This window comes from Flavimarina sp. Hel_I_48 (genome assembly GCF_000733945.1).
Classification (GTDB): domain Bacteria; phylum Bacteroidota; class Bacteroidia; order Flavobacteriales; family Flavobacteriaceae; genus Leeuwenhoekiella.
In genome coordinates this window covers 2407886-2427884 of record NZ_JPOL01000002.1, presented here as the reverse complement: position 1 = coordinate 2427884, position 19999 = coordinate 2407886, and the positions used below count along the sequence as shown (strand labels likewise).

The 19999-nt window shown below is 41.5% G+C and carries 14 protein-coding genes and 1 riboswitch; of the genes, 4 read left to right on the top strand and 10 right to left on the bottom strand.

What is annotated here, in order from left to right; genetic code table 11:
• Positions 1–51 precede the first annotated feature (51 nt).
• Together thrA and P162_RS10690 are read right to left on the bottom strand one after the other, a co-directional pair.
• Positions 52–3435: a bifunctional aspartate kinase/homoserine dehydrogenase I gene (thrA, locus tag P162_RS10695; protein ID WP_031427395.1), complete on the bottom strand. Its 3384-nt coding sequence runs from the start codon at positions 3433–3435 to the stop codon at positions 52–54.
• A 74-nt stretch (positions 3436–3509) separates the two neighbouring features.
• Positions 3510–4793 (bottom strand): O-acetylhomoserine aminocarboxypropyltransferase/cysteine synthase family protein, encoded by a 1284-nt coding sequence (locus P162_RS10690; RefSeq protein WP_031427394.1) that lies wholly within the window; start codon positions 4791–4793, stop codon positions 3510–3512.
• A gap of 189 nt (positions 4794–4982) precedes the next feature.
• A riboswitch (SAM riboswitch) is annotated at positions 4983–5097 on the bottom strand.
• Positions 5098–5483: 386 nt separating this feature from the next.
• On the opposite strand from P162_RS10690, the gene metK reads away from it, so the two are divergent.
• Together metK and P162_RS10680 are read left to right on the top strand one after the other, a co-directional pair.
• Positions 5484–6740: a methionine adenosyltransferase gene (gene metK, locus P162_RS10685; RefSeq protein WP_031427393.1), complete on the top strand. Its 1257-nt coding sequence runs from the start codon at positions 5484–5486 to the stop codon at positions 6738–6740.
• Positions 6741–7021: 281 nt separating this feature from the next.
• Positions 7022–7951, top strand: coding sequence for a 2-hydroxyacid dehydrogenase (locus P162_RS10680; protein ID WP_031427392.1), 930 nt, complete (start codon positions 7022–7024; stop codon positions 7949–7951).
• A 127-nt stretch (positions 7952–8078) separates the two neighbouring features.
• On the opposite strand, the gene P162_RS10675 is transcribed toward P162_RS10680, so the two are convergent.
• Both P162_RS10675 and P162_RS10670 read right to left on the bottom strand, forming a co-directional pair.
• Complete coding sequence (locus P162_RS10675) at positions 8079–8990, bottom strand: DUF302 domain-containing protein (protein ID WP_031427391.1); 912 nt, start codon at positions 8988–8990, stop codon at positions 8079–8081.
• 257 nt (positions 8991–9247) lie between these two features.
• Positions 9248–12676, bottom strand: a complete 3429-nt coding sequence (locus P162_RS10670; protein ID WP_031427390.1) for a methylmalonyl-CoA mutase family protein — start codon at positions 12674–12676, stop codon at positions 9248–9250.
• Positions 12677–12909: 233 nt separating this feature from the next.
• On the opposite strand from P162_RS10670, the gene P162_RS10665 reads away from it, so the two are divergent.
• Both P162_RS10665 and P162_RS10660 read left to right on the top strand, forming a co-directional pair.
• A complete protein-coding gene (locus tag P162_RS10665) occupies positions 12910–13608 on the top strand; it encodes a DUF4197 domain-containing protein (protein WP_031427389.1) in 699 nt (232 codons plus the stop codon).
• Positions 13609–13617: 9 nt separating this feature from the next.
• Positions 13618–14601, top strand: coding sequence for a carbohydrate kinase family protein (locus P162_RS10660; RefSeq protein WP_031427388.1), 984 nt, complete (start codon positions 13618–13620; stop codon positions 14599–14601).
• Here the strand turns inward: P162_RS10660 and P162_RS10655 are convergent.
• From P162_RS10655 to P162_RS10630, 6 genes are all read right to left on the bottom strand, one after another.
• The gene (locus P162_RS10655) at positions 14598–15416 is read right to left on the bottom strand and encodes an ABC transporter substrate-binding protein (protein WP_031427387.1); all 819 of its coding nucleotides are present in this window, start codon (positions 15414–15416) and stop codon (positions 14598–14600) included. The two genes, P162_RS10660 and P162_RS10655, sit on opposite strands and share 4 nt — an antisense overlap.
• A 78-nt stretch (positions 15417–15494) precedes the next feature.
• Complete coding sequence (pyrF, locus tag P162_RS10650; protein ID WP_031427386.1) at positions 15495–16319, bottom strand: orotidine-5'-phosphate decarboxylase; 825 nt, start codon at positions 16317–16319, stop codon at positions 15495–15497.
• A 37-nt stretch (positions 16320–16356) separates the two neighbouring features.
• Positions 16357–17433: a peptide chain release factor 1 gene (prfA, locus tag P162_RS10645; protein ID WP_031427385.1), complete on the bottom strand. Its 1077-nt coding sequence runs from the start codon at positions 17431–17433 to the stop codon at positions 16357–16359.
• A 261-nt stretch (positions 17434–17694) separates the two neighbouring features.
• Positions 17695–18717 (bottom strand): helix-turn-helix domain-containing protein, encoded by a 1023-nt coding sequence (locus tag P162_RS10640; RefSeq protein ID WP_031427384.1) that lies wholly within the window; start codon positions 18715–18717, stop codon positions 17695–17697.
• A gap of 186 nt (positions 18718–18903) precedes the next feature.
• Positions 18904–19446: a hypothetical protein gene (locus P162_RS10635; protein WP_164076245.1), complete on the bottom strand. Its 543-nt coding sequence runs from the start codon at positions 19444–19446 to the stop codon at positions 18904–18906.
• A 75-nt stretch (positions 19447–19521) separates the two neighbouring features.
• A complete protein-coding gene (locus P162_RS10630) occupies positions 19522–19983 on the bottom strand; it encodes a hypothetical protein (protein ID WP_031427382.1) in 462 nt (153 codons plus the stop codon).
• Between the last annotated feature and the right edge of the window lie 16 nt (positions 19984–19999).

Below are 19999 nucleotides of genomic sequence, written 5' to 3'. Positions count from 1 at the left end.
CCTTGCAGGTCAAAAACTATTTACTGCCAACTGAAACTGAAAACTGCCAACTCATTCCCGTTCTGCCAATCTTAGAATATCACCAAAAACGCCCCGGGCGGTTACCGCTGCCCCGGCACCAGCGCCTTGAATGACAAGTGGGTTTTCCCCGTAAGATTCCGTATAGATCTCAAATATGGAATCACTGCCTTTTACTTGCCCCAACGCCGAATTTTTAGGCACAGAGACCAGTTTTACTTCCAATTTCCCGCCATTTTCATGGGTAAGATCACCAGAAAGTTCGCCTACATAACGCAGCACATGATTTTCATCCTGTTCCTTTTTAAATTTTTCAAAAGTTGTATCCAGTTCGCCCAGACGGTTTATAAAGTTATCCACATCCCCACTGGCAAGTTTTTCAGGGATCAGGTTTTCAATTTGTACATCATTGAATTCATTGTGAAGATCGAGTTCACGCGCCAGGATCAATAATTTGCGCCCCACATCGTTTCCTGAAAGATCTTCGCGTGGATCTGGCTCTGTATAACCCCGGTCAATCGCTTCCAGTAAAACTTCGGAAAATGGCCTGTTTTCTTCTGAAAACGCGTTAAAAAGATAACTTAATGACCCCGAAAACACACCTTTTATCCGTGTGATATTTTCTCCGGAAAGATGCAGTAAACGTATGGTATCTATGAGTGGCAACCCTGCACCTACATTCGTCTCATATAAATATCTCTTTTGATTTTCGGCAAGTGTTTTTCGCAATTGCGTATAAAATTCAAAATCTACCGTATTGGCCACTTTATTGGAAGAAACAAGGTCAAAACCGTTATCTACCAATGCAGTATAATTTTCAATAAAATGAGCGCTTGCGGTATTGTCTATTGCGATCAGATTTGCCAGGTGGTTCGCTTTCGCGAAAGCGATAACCTCAGCAACTCCGCCATTTTCTGCCGTTTCAGCCAATTTTTCCTGCCAGTGGAAATCAATTCCATCCCGATTTAAAAGGATTTTTTTAGAGTTGGCAACTGCAAAAACCTGCAGCTTTATTCCTTTGCGCGCGCTTAGTTTTTCAGTTGAATTTAAAATCTGGTCAATGAGCGTGCTTCCCACATTACCATGCCCAAAAATCCCCAGGTTCACCCGTTTTGCAATGCCAAAAATCTCACCATGCATCACATTGAGCGCTTTGTGAAGTTGCTTATGTTTTAAGACCACGCTCACGTTTTTTCCGGTAATGGTATTGTTGAAAAGTAGCGGTACAATGCCGTTTTTTATAAGGGCACTGTAGGGCTTGTGGAACGTACTCAGATCCTGACCTATGATGCTCACCACCGCAACAGAGTCAATGACCTCTATACGATTCACATCGCGGTTGTAGAAATCACTTTCAAATTCCTGCTCCAGCGCGATCACCGCACGGTTGGCATCCCCGGCAGCAACGACCAGTCCTATCCCGCGTTCTGATGAGCCCTGTGAAATGATACTCACACTAATGTTCTGGCTTCCCAGCGCCCTGAATATACGGGCATCAATCCCCGCTTTTCCTAGAAGGCCGCGGCCTTCGAGATTGATCAGCGACATATTTTCAAGCACCGAAAGCGATTTTATGCCTTCACTTTCAGTCTGCGCGGTAATCAATGTACCGGTATCATCCTGATTGAACGTGTTGAGAATGCGCAGCGGAATATTCTTTTCCAGCAACGGAATAATCGTTTTTGCATGCAAAATAGTCGTCCCAAAATTGGCCAGTTCATTCGCCTCGCCAAAACTCAGCTGACTGATTTTCTGCGCATCAGGGACCAGTTCTGGGTTTGCGGTATAAATACCATCCACGTGCGTGTAATTCTGCAATTCAGAAGCGTCAAGATAATTCGCTAAAAGTGCCGCGGTATAGTTACTGCCATTGCGGCCCAGTGTGGTGGTGTGATTATCTGCATTTGAGCCTATAAAACCAGTAATGATATTTACCGTATCACCGTTGTATTTTGCAAAATGGCGTATCACATTTTCTTTGGAAACCTTATCCAGCGGATGCGCATTGCCATGAACATCATTCGTTTTGATAAGCTCTCGGGAGTCGGCAAAACGGGCTTTTATCCCTTTATTTTGAAGCAATTGCGTAATCAGCTTTACTGAAATAAGTTCGCCATAGCTAAGCACTTCATCCTTCACCCGCGGACTATAATCATGCAGCAGGCTTACGCCTTCAAAAAGTTTGTCAAGCTTCTCAAATTCTTCTTTGAGATCTACCTCGTAGTCGCCCTTTTGATATTTTTTAAAAGCCTTTAACTGATGTTGATATTCCTCACCGGCGCGCGCCTGGTTCAGTATAGCTTCGAGCTCGTCTGTAGCGCCTCCACGTGCAGAAAGTACTACCGCTATACGCTCGTTGTTCTGCACTTTTTGCTCCAGGATTTTTACTACCGTGGCGATACCTTCTCCATTAGCAAGCGATTTACCGCCAAATTTGACCACTTTTAGCTTCTTATTGGCATTATTTTCCTTGAAAATTGGTGCCAGTAATTGTTCCAGTTGTTCAAACTCAATCAAAAAAGCATCATGGCCGTGCACGGAATTAATTTCGCCGTAGGTTACATTATTTTTTACCTGAGCGAGCTGCTTATACGTTTCCCGGTTTTCTTCCGGAGTAAAAAACAAATCAGAGTCTACCCCAACGATATGAATATTAGCGGCTACTTTTTCAAGAATTTCAAAAGAATTATCAAGATCGCGCGTCACATCAATTGTTTTGAGCAACTGGTTCATCAGTTTATAGGCAGAAACCTGAAAACGATCTTTGAGTTTAGTACCATGGTGGTCCAGCCAACTTTCGACATTAAATATCTTAAGATCTGCATTCGTGCTGCGCTGAAATTTATTTTTGAACGATTCTGGCGTGCGGTAGCACAACATGGCATGCATGCGCGCATCGTGCACGGGCTGGCTGCTGTTCAACAAAATCTGTTCCTGGATCTGGCAATTTGCGATTAGCCAGTCCGTAGATTTCCAGTCAGAAGCCACGGGAATCAAATGCTGGGTCAGTTTGGGCCGCAGTGCCGCCATTTCCCAGGATATACCGCCACCCAGAGAACCGCCTATAATGGCAAAAAGCTTCTGAATTTTAAGCGTTTCAAGTCCTACAATAAAGATCTCCGCGATATCGCGAGCGACAAAATCTTTATAATTTTCAATCAAGAAACCATCGTAGCCATTCCCGGGAATATTAAAGGAAAGCACGCTATAACTGCGCGTATCAATACATTTCCCCTCGCCTATGATACTGTTCCACCAGCCATCGTCGCCGGCAACGTGCGAGTTTCCCGTAAGGGCATGGTTGACGAGAATAATGGGAGCGCTGTGCAAGGGCTGCCCAAAATGTTCATAACTCAACGGAAGATCAAGCGTATGGCCAGATTGTGTCTTAAAATTCTGTATTGAAAGTGTTTTCAATTTATGCTGTTTATAGGCCGATTTTCGGCATTTTTACTGATTTTTTTGGCCTTTTAGCCAGTTTTCTGCTGTAATTAAACTTTTACTATATGGGAAAAAGCAGAAATTAAGTCGGCTTTCAGATCTTCAATATCTTCAATTCCCACAGAAAGCCGAATCAAGTCTTTTGTCACACCGGTTGCTTCCTGCGCAGTATCGTCCAGTTGCTGGTGCGTGGTGCTTGCCGGGTGAATGATGAGTGATTTTGTATCGCCAATATTTGCCAGTAGTGAAAAGATCTTGGTTTCATCTGCAATGGTTTTTGCACTTTCAAAACCGCCTTTTACACCAAAAGTCACAATCCCGCTTTGGCCTTTTGGCAAATATTTTTTAACCAGATCGCTATACTCGCTATTTTCCAGACCAGGATAATTTACCCATTCTACTTCTTCCTGATTGTGTAGCCATTTTGCGAGATCAAGTGCGTTTTCGCTGTGTTTTTTCATCCTGATCTCCAGCGTTTCCAATCCCTGAATGATCTGAAAAGCGTTAAACGGACTCAAAGCGGCACCGTGATCGCGCAAACCTTCTACACGAACTTTTGCGATGAATGCAGCTTCTGCCAGGGCATCGTGGTAAATTAAACCGTGATAACCTTTTGAAGGTTCTGTAAACTCAGGGAATTTTCCGCTGGACCAGTCAAAAGTCCCGGCGTCGATTATGGCTCCGCCAAGTGACGTCCCGTTTCCATTTATATATTTCGTAAGCGAATGGATTACGATATTTGCGCCGTGTTTAATAGGGTTGAGCAATGCCGGCGTTGCCACCGTATTATCAACGATCAACGGAATCTTGTTCGCTCTTGCTACCGCAGAAATAGCTTCAATATCCAGCACGTCGAGTTTTGGGTTCCCGAGGGATTCTATAAAGATCGCGCGGGTATTTTCCTTTATGGCATGCTGAAAGTTAGAGGCATCGCCTGGATCTACAAAAGTAGTATCAATCCCAAACCGGGGTAAGGTGACACTCAGTAAATTATAAGTGCCTCCATAAAGACTGCTGGAAGATACAATGTGGTCGCCAGTTTTTAATAAGGTAAGTAAAGCTGTGTTGATCGCTGCCGCTCCCGAAGCCGTAACCACAGCGCCAATACCGCCTTCAATTGCGGCAAGACGTTGCTCTAGAATATCGTTTGTGGGATTGTTGAGCCGGGTATAAATATTGCCCGGTTGGGAAAGGTTGAACAGTGCCGCGGCATGGTCTGCATTGTCAAAGACATACGCAGAGGTCTGGTAAATGGGCACCGCCCTTGTACCGCCATTTTTTGTGGTGTCATGACCGGCGTGCAAGGCCTGGGTCGAGAATTTTTGTGTGCTCATTTTCTAAGTTTTTGAATTAATAAATCCCTCCAGAGGGTTTTATTCCCCGACCTGTTAGGTTGAAATTCTAAAAAAAATTTCCTAATCATACCTCATGGACTTGACCCAATGTGGTTGATTAAAATCAAAAAGCCAAAAATGTTATAAAGAATTAAGGAGTTGAATATTTTCTGAAAAAGAAAAATTCATTCGTTATCTATCCATGGCAAAAACCTGCACTGGGTAGAATTTAGCACCTTCTTTCACAGGGAAAGGGTTGCTAAGGCGTCAAAGGGTCTAATCCCTCGGCCTTTCTTGATAACATCGTCAATATGCTTTTGAACGTTGAAGTAAAGGTTGCAAAACGTTTTTGAGAATTGCAAGGGAAATATCAAAAAAATGATAGAAACTAATAATTTAAATACGTTTTTTGAGAAGGAGTAAAATACAGGGGTTAAAATGAGAGTTTGACGTTAGTCCTATATCTCAATATTTTCAGTATTCATAAATTATTCAAAAATCGACGTATTAAATTTTATATTCTTCATTAAAAATATACATTTGTTCTGATTTTGAGGAAAGATTTGACTGATTGCTACCTCGAGGCTCCACAAGGGAACCTTAAAAATGCTAAAGGCAGTATCCACTCCCCTGGCAGGCTAAAAGTCTTCTTCCTTTGCACTGTTTTCACACATTTAATATTGAATTTTTATGCCATATTTATTTACTTCGGAAAGTGTTTCTGAAGGACATCCAGATAAAATTGCAGACCAAATTAGTGATACGCTTCTAGATAATTTCCTGGCTTTTGACCCAGAGGCCAAAGTTGCCTGCGAAACCCTTGTAACTACAGGTCAGGTGGTACTTGCCGGCGAAGTGAAAAGCAATACTTACATTGATGTACAAACTATTGCCCGTGAGGTAATCAATGATATTGGTTACACAAAAGGGGATTATAAGTTCAGTGGTGATAGCTGTGGCGTGATTTCGCTTATTCATGAGCAATCGCAGGATATCAATCAGGGTGTAGACCGGGAATCTAAAGAAGAGCAAGGCGCGGGCGATCAGGGAATGATGTTTGGCTATGCGACAAAAGAGACCGAAAACTATATGCCGCTTGCACTTGATATCTCACACCGTATCATGATCGAACTTGCAAAATTGCGCAGGGAAGACAACGAGATCAAATACTTGCGCCCAGATGCAAAATCGCAGGTCACCATCGAATATTCGGATGATAATGTGCCTCAAAAAATTGTCGCCATTGTTGTTTCTACCCAGCATGATCCTTTTGATGCCGATGATGAGAAAATGCTAAAAAAAATCAAGGAGGATATAATCAAAATTTTGATTCCCCGTGTTAAAAATGCCCTCCCAGAAGAATTGGGAAAACTATTTAATGAGGAGATCACATACCACATAAACCCAACGGGTAAATTTGTAATAGGTGGCCCGCATGGCGATACCGGCCTAACCGGACGCAAAATCATCGTTGATACCTACGGTGGAAAAGGTGCGCACGGTGGTGGTGCTTTTTCAGGCAAAGACCCCAGTAAAGTGGACCGCTCTGCTGCCTATGCGTCGCGTCATATTGCAAAAAACCTTGTTGCGGCCGGTGTTGCTGATGAAGTTTTGGTTCAGGTTTCTTATGCCATTGGTGTGGTGGAGCCAACTTCCATTTATGTAGAGACCTATAATTCTTCTCATGTAGATGCTACGGATGGTGAAATTGCAAAAAAAGTACGTGAGCTATTTGACATGCGGCCTTCGGCAATTGAAAAACGCTTGAAATTACGTAACCCAATTTATAGGGAAACCGCTTCCTACGGTCACCTTGGGAAGTCACCAAAAACGATTACAAAAATATTTGAAAGCCCCTATTGCGGTAAAGTAACGAAAGAAGTTGAATTGTTTACCTGGGAAAAACTTGATTACGTAGATAAGGTAAAGGAAACTTTCGGGATATAAATATACCCCCAGTCTCCATGGTAAAACAGCATCCCTCAAAGGATGCTGTTTTTTTATGCGGCGATCAAATCAAAAATATCTGGAAAACCGCTTAAAATCATAAATAACGTATGATCTATACTTTTAATTGACCAGTTAAGGCTAATGCGTACCTTCATTTACACTAGGCCACCTTTGAAAAATAGATTTGCAAACCATCTACCCGCACTAATGATTTTTTATCTATAAATTTGAAACAATCTAGATAAACTACAATTTTAACCTCTCAGAATCAAAGTACTATGTCCCTACTACTTATACGTAACGATAAAAATTACGAACCATGGCTCAAAGCCATAAAAAAAATAGATCCAGATTTTCCGGTTTTTACCCCAGAAAGCCTGAAAAATAAGGAAGATGTGAATATGATCCTGGCCTGGAAAGCTCCCCACGGAAGTTTTGACAATTATCCAAACAATAAGGTAATTGGATCAATGGGAGCCGGGGTTGATCACCTTTTTGAGGACCCCAGCCTGCCTGAAAATATTAAGATGACCCGCATTGTTGATGAAAACCTGATAGGCGATATGCAGGAATTTGTATTGGCTCAAACACTAAACGCCATTAAAAACCTAAATACATACACGACTTTTCAAAAAGAACATAATTGGAAACCTATCCCCTATAAACGCGCTCCAGATGTAACCGTAGGTATCATGGGTCTTGGCGTTTTAGGAGAAGCGGTCGCAAAAACACTGCACAGAAATAATTTTAAACTTACAGGTTGGGCAAATTCTAAAAAAGATATTGACGGACTAGAAAGTTTTGCAGGTGATGAGCAGTTGGATGATTTCCTGGCTACCACGGAAATTTTGGTTTGTCTTCTACCTCTTACCGAAGAAACCAAGAATATTTTGAACAAAAATCTCTTTAAAAAACTTCCCGATAATGCATATATAATCAACGTCGCACGTGGTGGACATGTGGTAGATGATGATTTGACAGAAGCCCTGAAAAATGGAAAACTAAGCGGCGCGGCCCTTGACGTCTTTCATACAGAACCTCTACCGGAAGACCATCCATTTTGGGATAATGAAAAGATTCTGATCACACCCCACACAGCCAGTAAAAGCGATCCCTCTTCTATTGCAGATCAGGTCGTGGAAAACTACAAAAGATTGCAAAGCGGAGAGGAATTGAAAAACACCGTTTCCAGGGAGAAAAACTATTGAAATAGGGGTGATTTTTGGTGTAAAAAAGATGTTTTCTACCCTTTATTATCCCAAATAATTGTTTTATTCCAAACAAAAGCCTTCCGTAAAGGGAAGGCTTTTTGTTTAAAAGGCTGATTTTATTTTTCTATTTTGCTCCTGCTTCGCTAAGGTTGCTGAGCGCATCTGAAATAGTTTTTAAAATCTCGGTATTTCCATCAATAGCGTGCCTGCTGGCCAAATAATCTGGGTCATTGTACGAAATATGGGTGATTCCTGCATCATCTTGCCAAACCAGCATTTTCTGAGGGAGATCTATAGCGATGCTACGTTTGTTTTGCATAAGGGGCGTACCTGACCTGGGATTTCCAAAAACAATCAACCGTGTGGGGCGAATCGTTTTACCCACAGACGTGCCATTCTCCTGATGATCAAGTTCAGCAATAATTTTCAGATTGCTATTGTCAGCAATCGCAGATCTTAACGCATCATAAGTTGCGCTAAAGGGTTTATTGCTATCTACCGTAACTACCCCTTCTTGAAAATCAACAGTATCATCTCCTGGAATTGTGGGTACAACATTCGTTGCATTTGTGACCAGATCGCTCAGCGCTATTTCAATTTGCTCCAGGGTCATTGCAGTCAGGTTGTAGCGATTAGATAGATAGCCCGTGCTATTATAAGCGGCAAAAACATTCCCATTTTTTTCGTAAACCAGTATTTTTTGAGGAAGATCCAGCCCGGCCAACTGATTTTCCTGCATTAGAGGCGTTCCCAGATTGGGATTACCGAAAAGTATTACTTTGCTATGACCAAGCTCCAGATCAACGGATTCAGCGTTAGCTTCGTGATCAACTTCAGCAACAATTCCTATGGCATCATTGTTTTGCAATGCAGAGCGTATAGCATTATAGGTATTATCAAAACTGTTTTCGCTCTGCGAAATAGCCAGTCCGTCTACATTGGGTAATTCATTGGGCATTACACAACAATCCGTATTATCGTTTTTACAGGCAAGAAAAAAAAACGTTATAAATATAAATAGTATGAATTTTTTCATTTTTTAAAGTCTTGGTAGGCACCAATTTAACTGAATTTTCCTATCAAATACAATACTTTACAAAAACCTTAACCCTGCAAAATTATAGGCTACTTACCACTGGAATAGCAAAGACCAACTTTATAGAACAATTAAAATAAAGCTGTAAATCGATACGATATCTGGCATTTTAGCTCAGAAAATGGGTCAAAAAACCTACTATTTTATGCTAAATACACCTTTTTATTTCTCGGAAAATAGAATAATGAACCTTCTGCTTACATATTCCTCCTATACTGTCCACCAACTTCAAACAAGGCCTCGGTGATCTGGCCTAAGGAGCAGACTTTGGTCGCTTCCATCAATTCACCAAAAATATTCTCATTATGAACGGCCGCATTTTTCACTTTTTGTAAAGCTTCCTCAGCGCTGTCTTCATAGGTTATATGCAGCTTTTCAAGCGTGGTGATCTGAAATTGTTTTTCCTCTTCCGTAGCGCGGATGACTTCGCCAGGTGTTACGGTGGGCGAACCTTTACTGCTCAAAAAGGTATTTACACCTATGATAGGAAAATCACCGTTGTGCTTAAGCGTTTCATAATACAGGCTTTCTTCCTGAATTTTGCTGCGCTGGTACATGGTCTCCATAGCGCCCAGCACCCCGCCGCGTTCGGTGATGCGGTCAAATTCGGTTAAAACGGCTGCTTCGACCAGATCTGTGAGTTCTTCGATAATGAAAGAACCCTGTATGGGATTTTCGTTTTTTGCAAGTCCCAGTTCTTTGTTGATGATCAATTGAATGGCCATCGCCCGGCGCACAGATTCTTCCGTAGGCGTTGTGATCGCCTCATCATACGCATTGGTATGGAGTGAATTACAGTTGTCGTAAATGGCATAAAGCGCCTGCAACGTGGTCCTGATATCGTTAAAATCAATTTCCTGTGCATGCAGGGAACGACCCGAAGTCTGTATATGGTATTTCAACATTTGTGCACGGGCATTAGCACCGTATTTCAATTTTAGCGCTTTTGACCAAATTTTACGGGAAACGCGGCCAATAACGGCATATTCCGGGTCGATTCCGTTGGAAAAAAAGAAGGAAAGGTTGGGCCCAAATTTATTGATATCCATCCCCCTGCTCAGGTAATATTCTACATATGTAAAACCGTTTGCCAGGGTAAGTGCCAGCTGTGTAATGGGATTCGCTCCCGCTTCGGCAATATGATATCCAGAAATGGAAACCGAATAAAAATTGCGCACCTTCTTCTCAATAAAATATTCCTGCACATCGCCCATCAACCGCAGGGCAAATTCCGTAGAAAAAATACAGGTATTCTGCGCCTGGTCTTCTTTTAAAATATCTGCCTGAACGGTACCGCGAACCACGGCCATGGTTTCTGTTTTTATATTATGGTAAACATCTTCTGGCAAAACGCGATCACCGGTAACACCCAGCAACATTAAACCTAAACCATCATTTCCTTCCGGAAGCTCGCCGCGGTATTGTGGACGTTCCAGTCCGCCTTCCTGATAAATCTTCTTTATTTTGTTCTCAACTTCGGCCTCAAGATTATTTTCCTTTATATATTTTTCACATTGCTGATCTATAGCGGCATTCATAAAAAAGCCCAGCAACATAGGCGCGGGACCGTTAATGGTCATACTTACGGAAGTCATCGCATGGGCGAGATCAAAGCCAGAATAGAGCTTTTTAGCATCGTCAAGACAACATATAGAAACACCGGCATTACCTATCTTCCCATAAATATCAGGGCGCGCGTCAGGATCATTACCATATAAAGTAACGGAATCAAATGCGGTGGAAAGCCGTTTTGCGGGCAGCCCCAGACTTACATAATGAAACCTGCGGTTGGTTCGTTCTGGCCCACCTTCACCGGCAAACATACGCGTGGGATCCTCACCCTGACGTTTGAAAGGGTACAGCCCCGCAGTATATGGGAATTCGCCAGGTACATTTTCCTGCAAGATCCATTGCAGCAGGTCGCCCCAGGCTTTATATTTAGGCAGGGCAACTTTTGGGATCTGCGTATGGGAAAGCGACTCGGTATGCGTGTCGATCTTGATTTCCTTATCGCGTACCTTAAAGGAATAAACGGGGTCCTGATATTTTTTTACCGTGTTGTCCCAGTTAAGTATCTCTTCCCAATGGTAAGGATCAAAATCCATTTTGGTTTTATTGAACTGGGCGATAAGCAAATCTACCAACTGTTTATCAGTGTCCTCCTGAACATCGTTCAGGATCACCTCTTCTTCCAGGCCATTTTTGGTAAGGCCTATTGAAGTGTTCGTTATTGATTCTATCGTCTTATAAATACCATAGAGTTTCTGTGCGACTTCTACCTGCGCTGCTACGGTCTGGTCATAACCACGATTACTTTCGGCGATTTCAGACAAATAGCGTACGCGTGCCGGCGGGATCACGTAAATCTTCTCAGACATTTCTTCGGAAATCTCATAGGTACTTATCAAACCAGCATCGGTTTTTTCTGCTAGAGCGCCCATTATTTTCTGGTACAAGGTATTCATCCCAGGATCATTGAACTGGGAAGCAATCGTACCGTAAACCGGAAGTTTTTCGGGATCAGAATGCCAGAGTCCATGGTTTCTCTGGTATTGTTTTTTGACATCGCGCAGGGCATCCAGCGCGCCCCGTTTATCAAACTTATTTATCGCCACAAGATCGGCAAAATCAAGCATATCGATCTTTTCGAGTTGGGTAGCGGCACCAAATTCTGGTGTCATTACATAAAGCGAAATATCAGAATGATCCAGTATTTCGGTATCGCTCTGGCCTATTCCAGAAGTTTCCAGAATAATCAGATCATATGCTGCGGCTTTTAAAACCTCAACGGCTTCCTGCACATATTTTGACAATGCCAGATTGGATTGACGCGTAGCGAGCGAGCGCATGTAAACACGCGGTGAATTAATGGCATTCATACGAATGCGATCCCCTAATAACGCGCCACCAGTTTTGCGTTTTGAAGGATCAACCGAGATAATCCCAATGGTTTTATCTTCAAAATCAGATAAAAAACGGCGTACCAACTCATCTACGAGCGAAGATTTACCCGAACCACCGGTACCGGTAATTCCCAGAACCGGGGTTCCCCCCTTGCCCCCCGAAGGGGGGAATACCCGGACGAACTCCTCATGGTTGTTTTCTGCCAAAGAAATCAAACGTGCAATGGTATTTACATCTTTCCTTTTCAATGCCTGAGGGAGCGCTTCCCCTTCGGGGGCCGGGGGGATTATATCTGCTCGTTCTACCAAATCATTGATCATTCCCTGTAAACCCAGTTCCCGGCCATCATCTGGCGAATAAATACGGGTAATGCCGTAATCCTGTAATTCTTTGATCTCCTCTGGAAGGATTACACCGCCACCGCCACCAAAAATCTTGATATGCTCCGCTCCATTTTCCTTAAGGAGATCATACATGTATTTGAAATATTCGGTATGACCACCTTGATAGCTGGTCATTGCGATAGCGTTCACATCTTCCTGAATGGCGGTATTCACCACCTCTTCCACACTTCTATCGTGACCCAAATGGATAACCTCCACACCGGTAGACTGTATAATACGGCGCATAATGTTTATCGCCGCATCGTGCCCATCAAAAAGGGATGCCGCGGTTACAATACGTACTTTATGTTTTGGCTTATAAGGCTTTGGTTGTTCCATTCGTAATATTTCTTCGTTATATGGTTGCTAATTTACGGATTTAACAAGCAAACCACTATTTTTTTAATTATTTTCGATTACTCATTAAATACCTATTTAAATTTCACAGACTGATCAATTTCAGGATCATAATTTTAGTGATCTATAAACACCTTATATCAGGTCGTAACTACACTTTAAAATAGTTCAGAAAGCCTCTGTAATTTAGTATATTTGAAAGAAGCACCATTATGATGAAAAAAATACTCGCGATTCTTTTAGTATTTACCCTTTACGGCTGTGCCGAATTACAGAGCGTAGTTGGCGGTATGCCACAAATAGGCGTTGACAATCAACTTATTGCAACTGGCCTGCGCCAGGCACTTGATAAAGGTATTGAAGAACAAGTAAATAAACTCACGGAACAAAACGGATTTTACAACAACGAACTTGCACGGATCCTTTTACCGCCAGAGTTACAAAAAGTGGATAAAACCTTGCGCACCATAGGTTTGGGAAGTCTTGCTGACGAGGGGATCAAAGCACTCAATAGTGCTGCCACAGATGCTGTGGGACAGGCAACACCTATATTTGTGGCCGCCGTAAAAGACATAACCTTTACAGATGCCCGAAATATTCTTCTGGGTGGGGACCGTAGTGCCACAAATTATCTTGAAGAGCGTACGAGAGAGCAGCTATACGCAAAATTCAACCCAACTATAAAATCTTCTTTTGAAAAAGTGGGAGCGGCAAAAATATGGAGCGACCTTATCACACGCTACAATAATGTACCATTGACCACAAATGTGAATCCAGATTTGATAGATTATGTTACAAAAGAAGCGTTAGATGGGGTTTTCAATATGATCGCCGTAGAAGAAAAAGACATCCGCACCTCTACCGTCGCCCGTACAACCACCGTATTGCAGCGTGTTTTCGCATTGCAAGATTAAATTTACTATATGGCAAATCAGTTAAAAATAGTCGTAGCCGGCCCTATACCGCGCGATACCATTTCTACCTATACGAATGATATTATCATGCGTTACGGTTGCGTAACCCATCCCGTAATCGCCCTGGCAAAACTATTAGATGGCAAGGGCGTGGTTGCTCCCGTGACCAATATCCATAAAAAAGATCTCGACGGAATAGCTTCTGAATTTAAGCCATGGGAAAACATCGATCTTTCCGGAATAAACACGTTAGAAGACCGGGGCACGGTGATTATGCTGGATTTTAAGGATCAAAACAACCGAGAGGAAAAGCAGCTCGCCTGCATGAACCCTATTTTACCGAAACATATAAAGGAACATTTAGATGCTGATGCGTTTGTGTTTGTTCCCATAACAGATTTTGAAATATCGTTGAGCACGCTGCGTACCATTAAAGAAAAAAGTGAAGGCATTATCGTTTTTGACGCTCATGGCGCCACGACTGCCATGGACGTAACCGGAAAAAGACATCGCAAATTTTGGGTAGATCGTGATGAGTGGCTTCCCTATATTGATGTATTAAAGATGAACCTGGAAGAATCGCAGTGCATGTGGTTTTCCAGGGAATATGATCATGAGATCCCATCTATTTATGATGAAAATCATACAGATCACCTTGAAGAACTTGCTGAGCATGTTCTGGATCAAGGCGTCTCTTATTTTTATATCACTATGGATTCCCGTGGGTGTATTCTCTACCAACGTAAAAATGGTGAAACCGTAAAAGAATGGATCGCTTCTGTTCCCGTGGGGATGGTCGTGGACACTACAGGTTGTGGCGATTCTTTTGCCGGCGGACTTGCCTATGGTTTTGCGCGCTACAATGATGCCATAAAAGCAGGTCAATTTGCTAATATTCTGGGGGCACGACGTACGCAGGGCAAGGACTGGGATGTATTTAAAAATGCAGAAGAAACCGAAACAATCAGAAAAAAAACTTACGATACGGTCTAATGGGATTGCAATCCTTTAGATGAAGAGTCGGTTTTGATTAGGTTTTGTAGTTTTTCAAAATACGCAAATGCGCCCAGCAGACGGCTGCCGTACCAGCTGAAATACTCCCCATCCACCAGCATAATCCTGGCAGAAGTATGTGCTTTCAATAGGTCAATATGTTTTTGCTTAAAAGGAAAAGGTTCTGAAGAAAGCAAAACCAGATCGGCTTCCTTTAACTCTTGTGGTTCAATTTCGGGATATCTGCTTTGTTTTTGAGCAAAGATGTTAGTAAAACCGTTGATCTCCAGAAGAAAGTCAATAAAAGTATCGTTTCCGGCAACCATATAGGGATTTTTCCATATCAGATACGCGGTCTTTAAACGTACTGTATTTGATAAATTCCCTTGAAAATTGAGCGCTTTTTGCTTTATATTTTCTATCAATATTTGGGACTTTTCAAGCACGTCAAATAGTTTTCCATATTGAATAATCAGCGCATAAACATCTTCTAGATTTTTAAGGTCGGAAACATGCGTTGGGGCAATTTTATCACATTCTGATACAATTTCCTGTGTATTCTCTTCCTTGTTACAGAGGATAATTTCTGGTTTTAGATCCATTATTCGGTCAAAATGAACCGTTTTTGTGCCTCCTACGACTGTTTTTTCTGCACGCAGGTGCTCTGGGTGGACACAAAATTTGGTGACTCCTACCAACGTATTTTCCAAACCAAGATCTACAAGTAATTCACTAAGGCTAGGAACAAGGCAAACGATCTTTCTGGGAGTGCTATCCAACTTCAACGTTCTGCCCAACTGATCTTTATATTCCATCAAAACAGATTTTGGATAAAACTAAACTAAGGCTTTATAACTGGATAAAAAACCGCTAAAAAGGTCGAAAAACAGTCTTTAAATACCCCTTTTTGATAGGATTTGAGCCATTTCCTGCTGTACTTTTTCAGCTTCTATGGCGGCGGCTTCTGCAAAATCCTTTTCGGCTGAAGCATAGATAATTCCGCGGGATGAATTTACCAGGAGCCCCACGTTCTCGTTCATTCCAAATTTACAAACCTCCTGTAGGTTTCCGCCCTGGGCCCCAATTCCCGGTACAAGCAAAAAAGAATTTGGTATTATTTTTCGGATTTCAGCAAAATATTCAGCCTTTGTAGCGCCCACGACGTACATAAGATTTTGAGTGTTTTTCCAGGTTTTTGAAGTCTTTAAAACCTTTTTATACAATTCTTCCCCCTCCATTTCTTTCGTTTGAAAATCAAACGCCCCAGGGTTTGAGGTAAGTGCGAGCATAATCGTATGCTTGTTTTCAAAAGCCAGAAAAGGCTCAACGGAATCGCTGCCCATATAAGGCGCCACGGTTACGGAGTCAAACGCGAGATCTTCAAAGAACGCCTTTGCGTAACGTGTAGAAGTATTCCCTATATCGCCGCGCTTCGCATCAGCGATCGTAAAAATTTCCGGGTGATTTTCATTAAGATATTCAATGGTTTTTTTGAGTGCCTCCCAGCCCTGAAGACCGTAGGCTTCATAGAATGCTATATTGGGTTTGTACGCAACAGCCAGATGGTGTGTGGCATCAATAATAGCTTTATTAAACTGAAAAAGTGCGTCTTCGCCGTCTTTTAAATGCTTCGGAATTTTATCCAGATCTGTGTCTAAACCAATACATAGAAAGGATTTTTTCAGCTGAATTTGTTGGATAAGGTCATCAATTTTCACGAAAAATGGTCATTTATTGGTCAAAAACGACCGATTTTTAGAAGGTTTCCCCTGTTTCTTTTAATTTTTCGGTGTTGCTTACCAGTTGGAGTTCGTCAATAATACGCTGCACATCGCCATCTATAATATTTGACAAATCGTAAAGCGTAAGGTTGATACGGTGATCTGTAACGCGTCCCTGTGGGTAATTGTAAGTACGTATTTTTGCACTACGGTCACCACTGGTAACCATAGATCCACGTTTGGCCGACTCCTCTTCCTGTCTTTTGGCAAGTTCCATATCGTATAATCTGGAACGTAAAACCTTAAATGCTTTCTCTTTGTTTTTATGTTGGGATTTTTGATCCTGACATTGCGCAACAAGCCCTGTGGGCGTATGCGTTAAACGCACTGCGGAATAAGTCGTGTTTACCGACTGACCACCCGGACCAGAAGAACAGAAATAGTCAATTCGCACATCTTTGGGGTCGATCTCCACATCAAATTCTTCGGCCTCCGGAAAAACCATTACCGTAGCAGCACTTGTATGTACACGACCCTGCGTTTCTGTCTGCGGTACACGCTGCACGCGGTGCACGCCCGCTTCAAATTTAAGTGTACCGTAAACTTCTTCACCAGTAATTTCTACCTGGATTTCCTTAAAACCGCCGCTGGTTCCCTCACTGTAATCTATGGTACTGGTTTTCCAGCCCTTGCTCTCACAATATTTCATGTACATGCGGTAGATGTCACCTGCAAAAATACTGGCTTCGTCGCCCCCGGTACCGGCACGTATTTCCATTACCGCGTTCTTGCTATCCTCAGGATCTTTAGGAACGAGCATCATACGAATTTTCTCTTCAAGCTTCGGGATTTCCCCTTTTGCTTCTTCGAGTTGCATACGCGCCATTTCTACCATCTCATCATCACCACCGTCTTTAATGATCTCATCTGCCTCCTCGATACGCTGATTGTGCTTAAGGTATTTTTCACGCTCATCCATTAGCGCCCTTAAATCTTTATATTCCTTATTGAGGGCTATATATCTTTTCTGGTCGCTGATGATATCTGGCTGGATGATCAAATCACTCACTTCATCAAAACGTTGCTTTACTATATTTAATTTCTCTAACATGTATATCTAAAATAGAATCCAAATTTACGCATTTTTTAAGTTATGGAATGCCTTGCGTTTTTGGTAAAATAATGTGGCAAATGATGAATCGCGATAAATTTAAGGGGATGCGAGGATAGAAAAGATATTCCGCAGTACTATTCACTATGGAGTGTACAACCGCCTATTTAGGTAAAATGGAAAGTATAGGGTTGCATCTATTGCTTACCGAATTAGGGAACTACTTCAAATTTAATCTCAATAGCCATTAAAACCCCTATTTTATACGGTGGTCACCCTGAAAAGTTTTTGATATTGTTTAGGACTGTATTGATACTTTTCCTTGAAGATCTTGGAAAAATAGCTTCTACTATTAAAGCCTACGGCATAGACAATTTCAGAAATGCTGAGATCTGTTGTTTTGATTAGATCTTCGGACTTTAAAAGACGTAAGTGTCGCACATAATCAGAGACCGTATAGCCGTAAAGATATTTGAAAGATTTTTGCAGTTTAGCAGGTGATAAACCGCTTTTTGCACTGAGGCTATCTATACTGTGTGGCTGTACCGGTTGTTCCTTTATATAATCTGAAATATCCATTGCCTTGGTAAGTTCGCCTTTAGAAAGGTCAATTAGCTTTTCTGAATTTCCATAATCAAGAAAATGCTGCAGGTGTAATGCAAGAATTTCGTTTATCTTATTCTCTATCAATATTTTTCTAATAAGCCCATCTGCCGTAATCGCCTGTAATTCTTTTACAAATTCTGCGATCTTTAGATCGCAATTCCCCAAGAAAGCAATGGGGTTCTCTTTTCCGCTGGCAAAAAGTTCATTTAAAGGATCTTTGTTCTTAATAGTGATTTTGTGCCTCTCCCTATAAAGCTGACCATTTAGGGCAATAATAGTGAGGTTTAATTTCTGGCCGGCTTCAAAATATATACGGTTTCCGCTAGGGCGTTCCAGACTAATAATCACAGACTCAAACTTTTTAATAAAAATCTTATCATCGTTATCTGCCCTGGACTCCACTTTGAATTGACCGTCGAGGCTATAAATAAAGTAAAGAAAGTTTAGCTCTGAGGTATTGATATCTAAACATAAATCCTCTTTAAAAGAAATATCAAATTCTATCAACCCTACGCCCCCATTACAGGGAACACACTTGAGATGGCCCTGGGCTTTCTTATTGAATACTGAAAGAAGCTGTTCATTATCAAACATTTTGAGCTCTCCCCCCAAGACTTTCTGAAAAGCTTCTAGAAATTCCACGAAGGGGTTTGAGTCGTTAATATTTATATGCAGCATTCAGAATTGTTTTAGACATTATAATATTATTAAGAATAGATAAAGATGAGATTTGGGTACGAATATGGTTAACACAATCGTGACGATAATTAACCTTAAAGAAAAAAGACCAACCTATTTCTGGGTTGGCAGAAGCTTATTTGATAAAGACTAAGTTAGGATTAGAAGCACACTCAAGCCTAAGGTTTACTTAGTAGAAAGGAGTAAATTATTATAATTATAGGTACGCAAATATTCTTCTTTGAGCTGTTTTAGGTAGTCAACAATCTCGTCCTTTTTTTTATAATCAGGATTAAGCGCATCTACCACCTGCTCGTCTGTTATGGTAATAGCAAAATACCAATTACCACTTCTACTTTCATAAAAATTTTCAAGCGAGTTTTCCACTCCTTTATTCTCTAAAATTTTATCCAGCATAACGGGAACAAGATTGATCGTTTTTGTGGTACGTTCTACTTCATAGAATGAAAGATAATAGCTTGATTTGTTGACAGTAATGGGAATATTAGAGGAAAAATAATCAGGATTTGGGTTGAATTTGTATTCTATATACTGAAAAAATTCATAAGCGCTCTTGGGATCTTCAAAAATGTAGGCATACGCTTTAGGTAGGTCTTTCTGAAAGCGCTTTGCTATAGAAACATGATTTTCTTCAAGTTTTGGGGCAATAGCATAAGGAATACACGACACGAACATGAAACTACACCATAAAATGAGAACATGTTTCATAAATTCGGTGGTTACTAATTGGTGATAGGCACTATTAACAGATCGTCTACACAATTATCTTAGTGTAAATAGGGTTTACGACTTCATTTCTGCGAGGGCATATATAGGCGCATCATTTTCAAATTCAAACAATCTTGAGTAATCCATGACATTATCAATACCGTCAAGAGCGCACAAAAAAGAAATAACCGCACAAAGACCGTTAAAAAGTATATCTTTTGAAGTGGGGTCTTTAGGTCTTTTAGATTTTCTTCCCAAGGGCAAAACGTATCCACAACCCTGTAAAAAAGTAGCTTCGATTCGTAGAAGTTCGCTGGGCGTATATCCATTCATGCGACGTCCAAATGCTTCATTTACCTTACCTACATAATTTAAGTTCACTGAACCGTGGGTATCGCTAAGGTGTTTCCAGCTATCCGTATTATCCAGGATATTGCCTACCGCGCAACTTTTACAGCATTCAGGATGTAAATCGCCGTTGTGAAAAGCAGTATATAATTTTGTGATTGCATTCTCAAGCCTAAAGGAAGTTTTCATATACAAATCAATTTTA

Bases quoted from the DNA above. Each gene is read 5' to 3' on its own strand.
- P162_RS10690 (WP_031427394.1), bottom strand. From the start codon at position 4,793: ATGAGCACACAAAAATTCTCGACCCAGGCCTTGCACGCCGGTCATGAC.
- metK (WP_031427393.1), top strand. From the start codon at position 5,484: ATGCCATATTTATTTACTTCGGAAAGTGTTTCTGAAGGACATCCAGAT.
- P162_RS10680 (WP_031427392.1), top strand. From the start codon at position 7,022: ATGTCCCTACTACTTATACGTAACGATAAAAATTACGAACCATGGCTC.
- P162_RS10675 (WP_031427391.1), bottom strand. From the start codon at position 8,990: ATGAAAAAATTCATACTATTTATATTTATAACGTTTTTTTTTCTTGCC.
- P162_RS10670 (WP_031427390.1), bottom strand. From the start codon at position 12,676: ATGGAACAACCAAAGCCTTATAAGCCAAAACATAAAGTACGTATTGTA.
- P162_RS10665 (WP_031427389.1), top strand. From the start codon at position 12,910: ATGAAAAAAATACTCGCGATTCTTTTAGTATTTACCCTTTACGGCTGT.
- P162_RS10660 (WP_031427388.1), top strand. From the start codon at position 13,618: ATGGCAAATCAGTTAAAAATAGTCGTAGCCGGCCCTATACCGCGCGAT.
- P162_RS10655 (WP_031427387.1), bottom strand. From the start codon at position 15,416: ATGGAATATAAAGATCAGTTGGGCAGAACGTTGAAGTTGGATAGCACT.
- prfA (WP_031427385.1), bottom strand. From the start codon at position 17,433: ATGTTAGAGAAATTAAATATAGTAAAGCAACGTTTTGATGAAGTGAGT.
- P162_RS10640 (WP_031427384.1), bottom strand. From the start codon at position 18,717: ATGCTGCATATAAATATTAACGACTCAAACCCCTTCGTGGAATTTCTA.
- P162_RS10635 (WP_164076245.1), bottom strand. From the start codon at position 19,446: ATGAAACATGTTCTCATTTTATGGTGTAGTTTCATGTTCGTGTCGTGT.
- P162_RS10630 (WP_031427382.1), bottom strand. From the start codon at position 19,983: ATGAAAACTTCCTTTAGGCTTGAGAATGCAATCACAAAATTATATACT.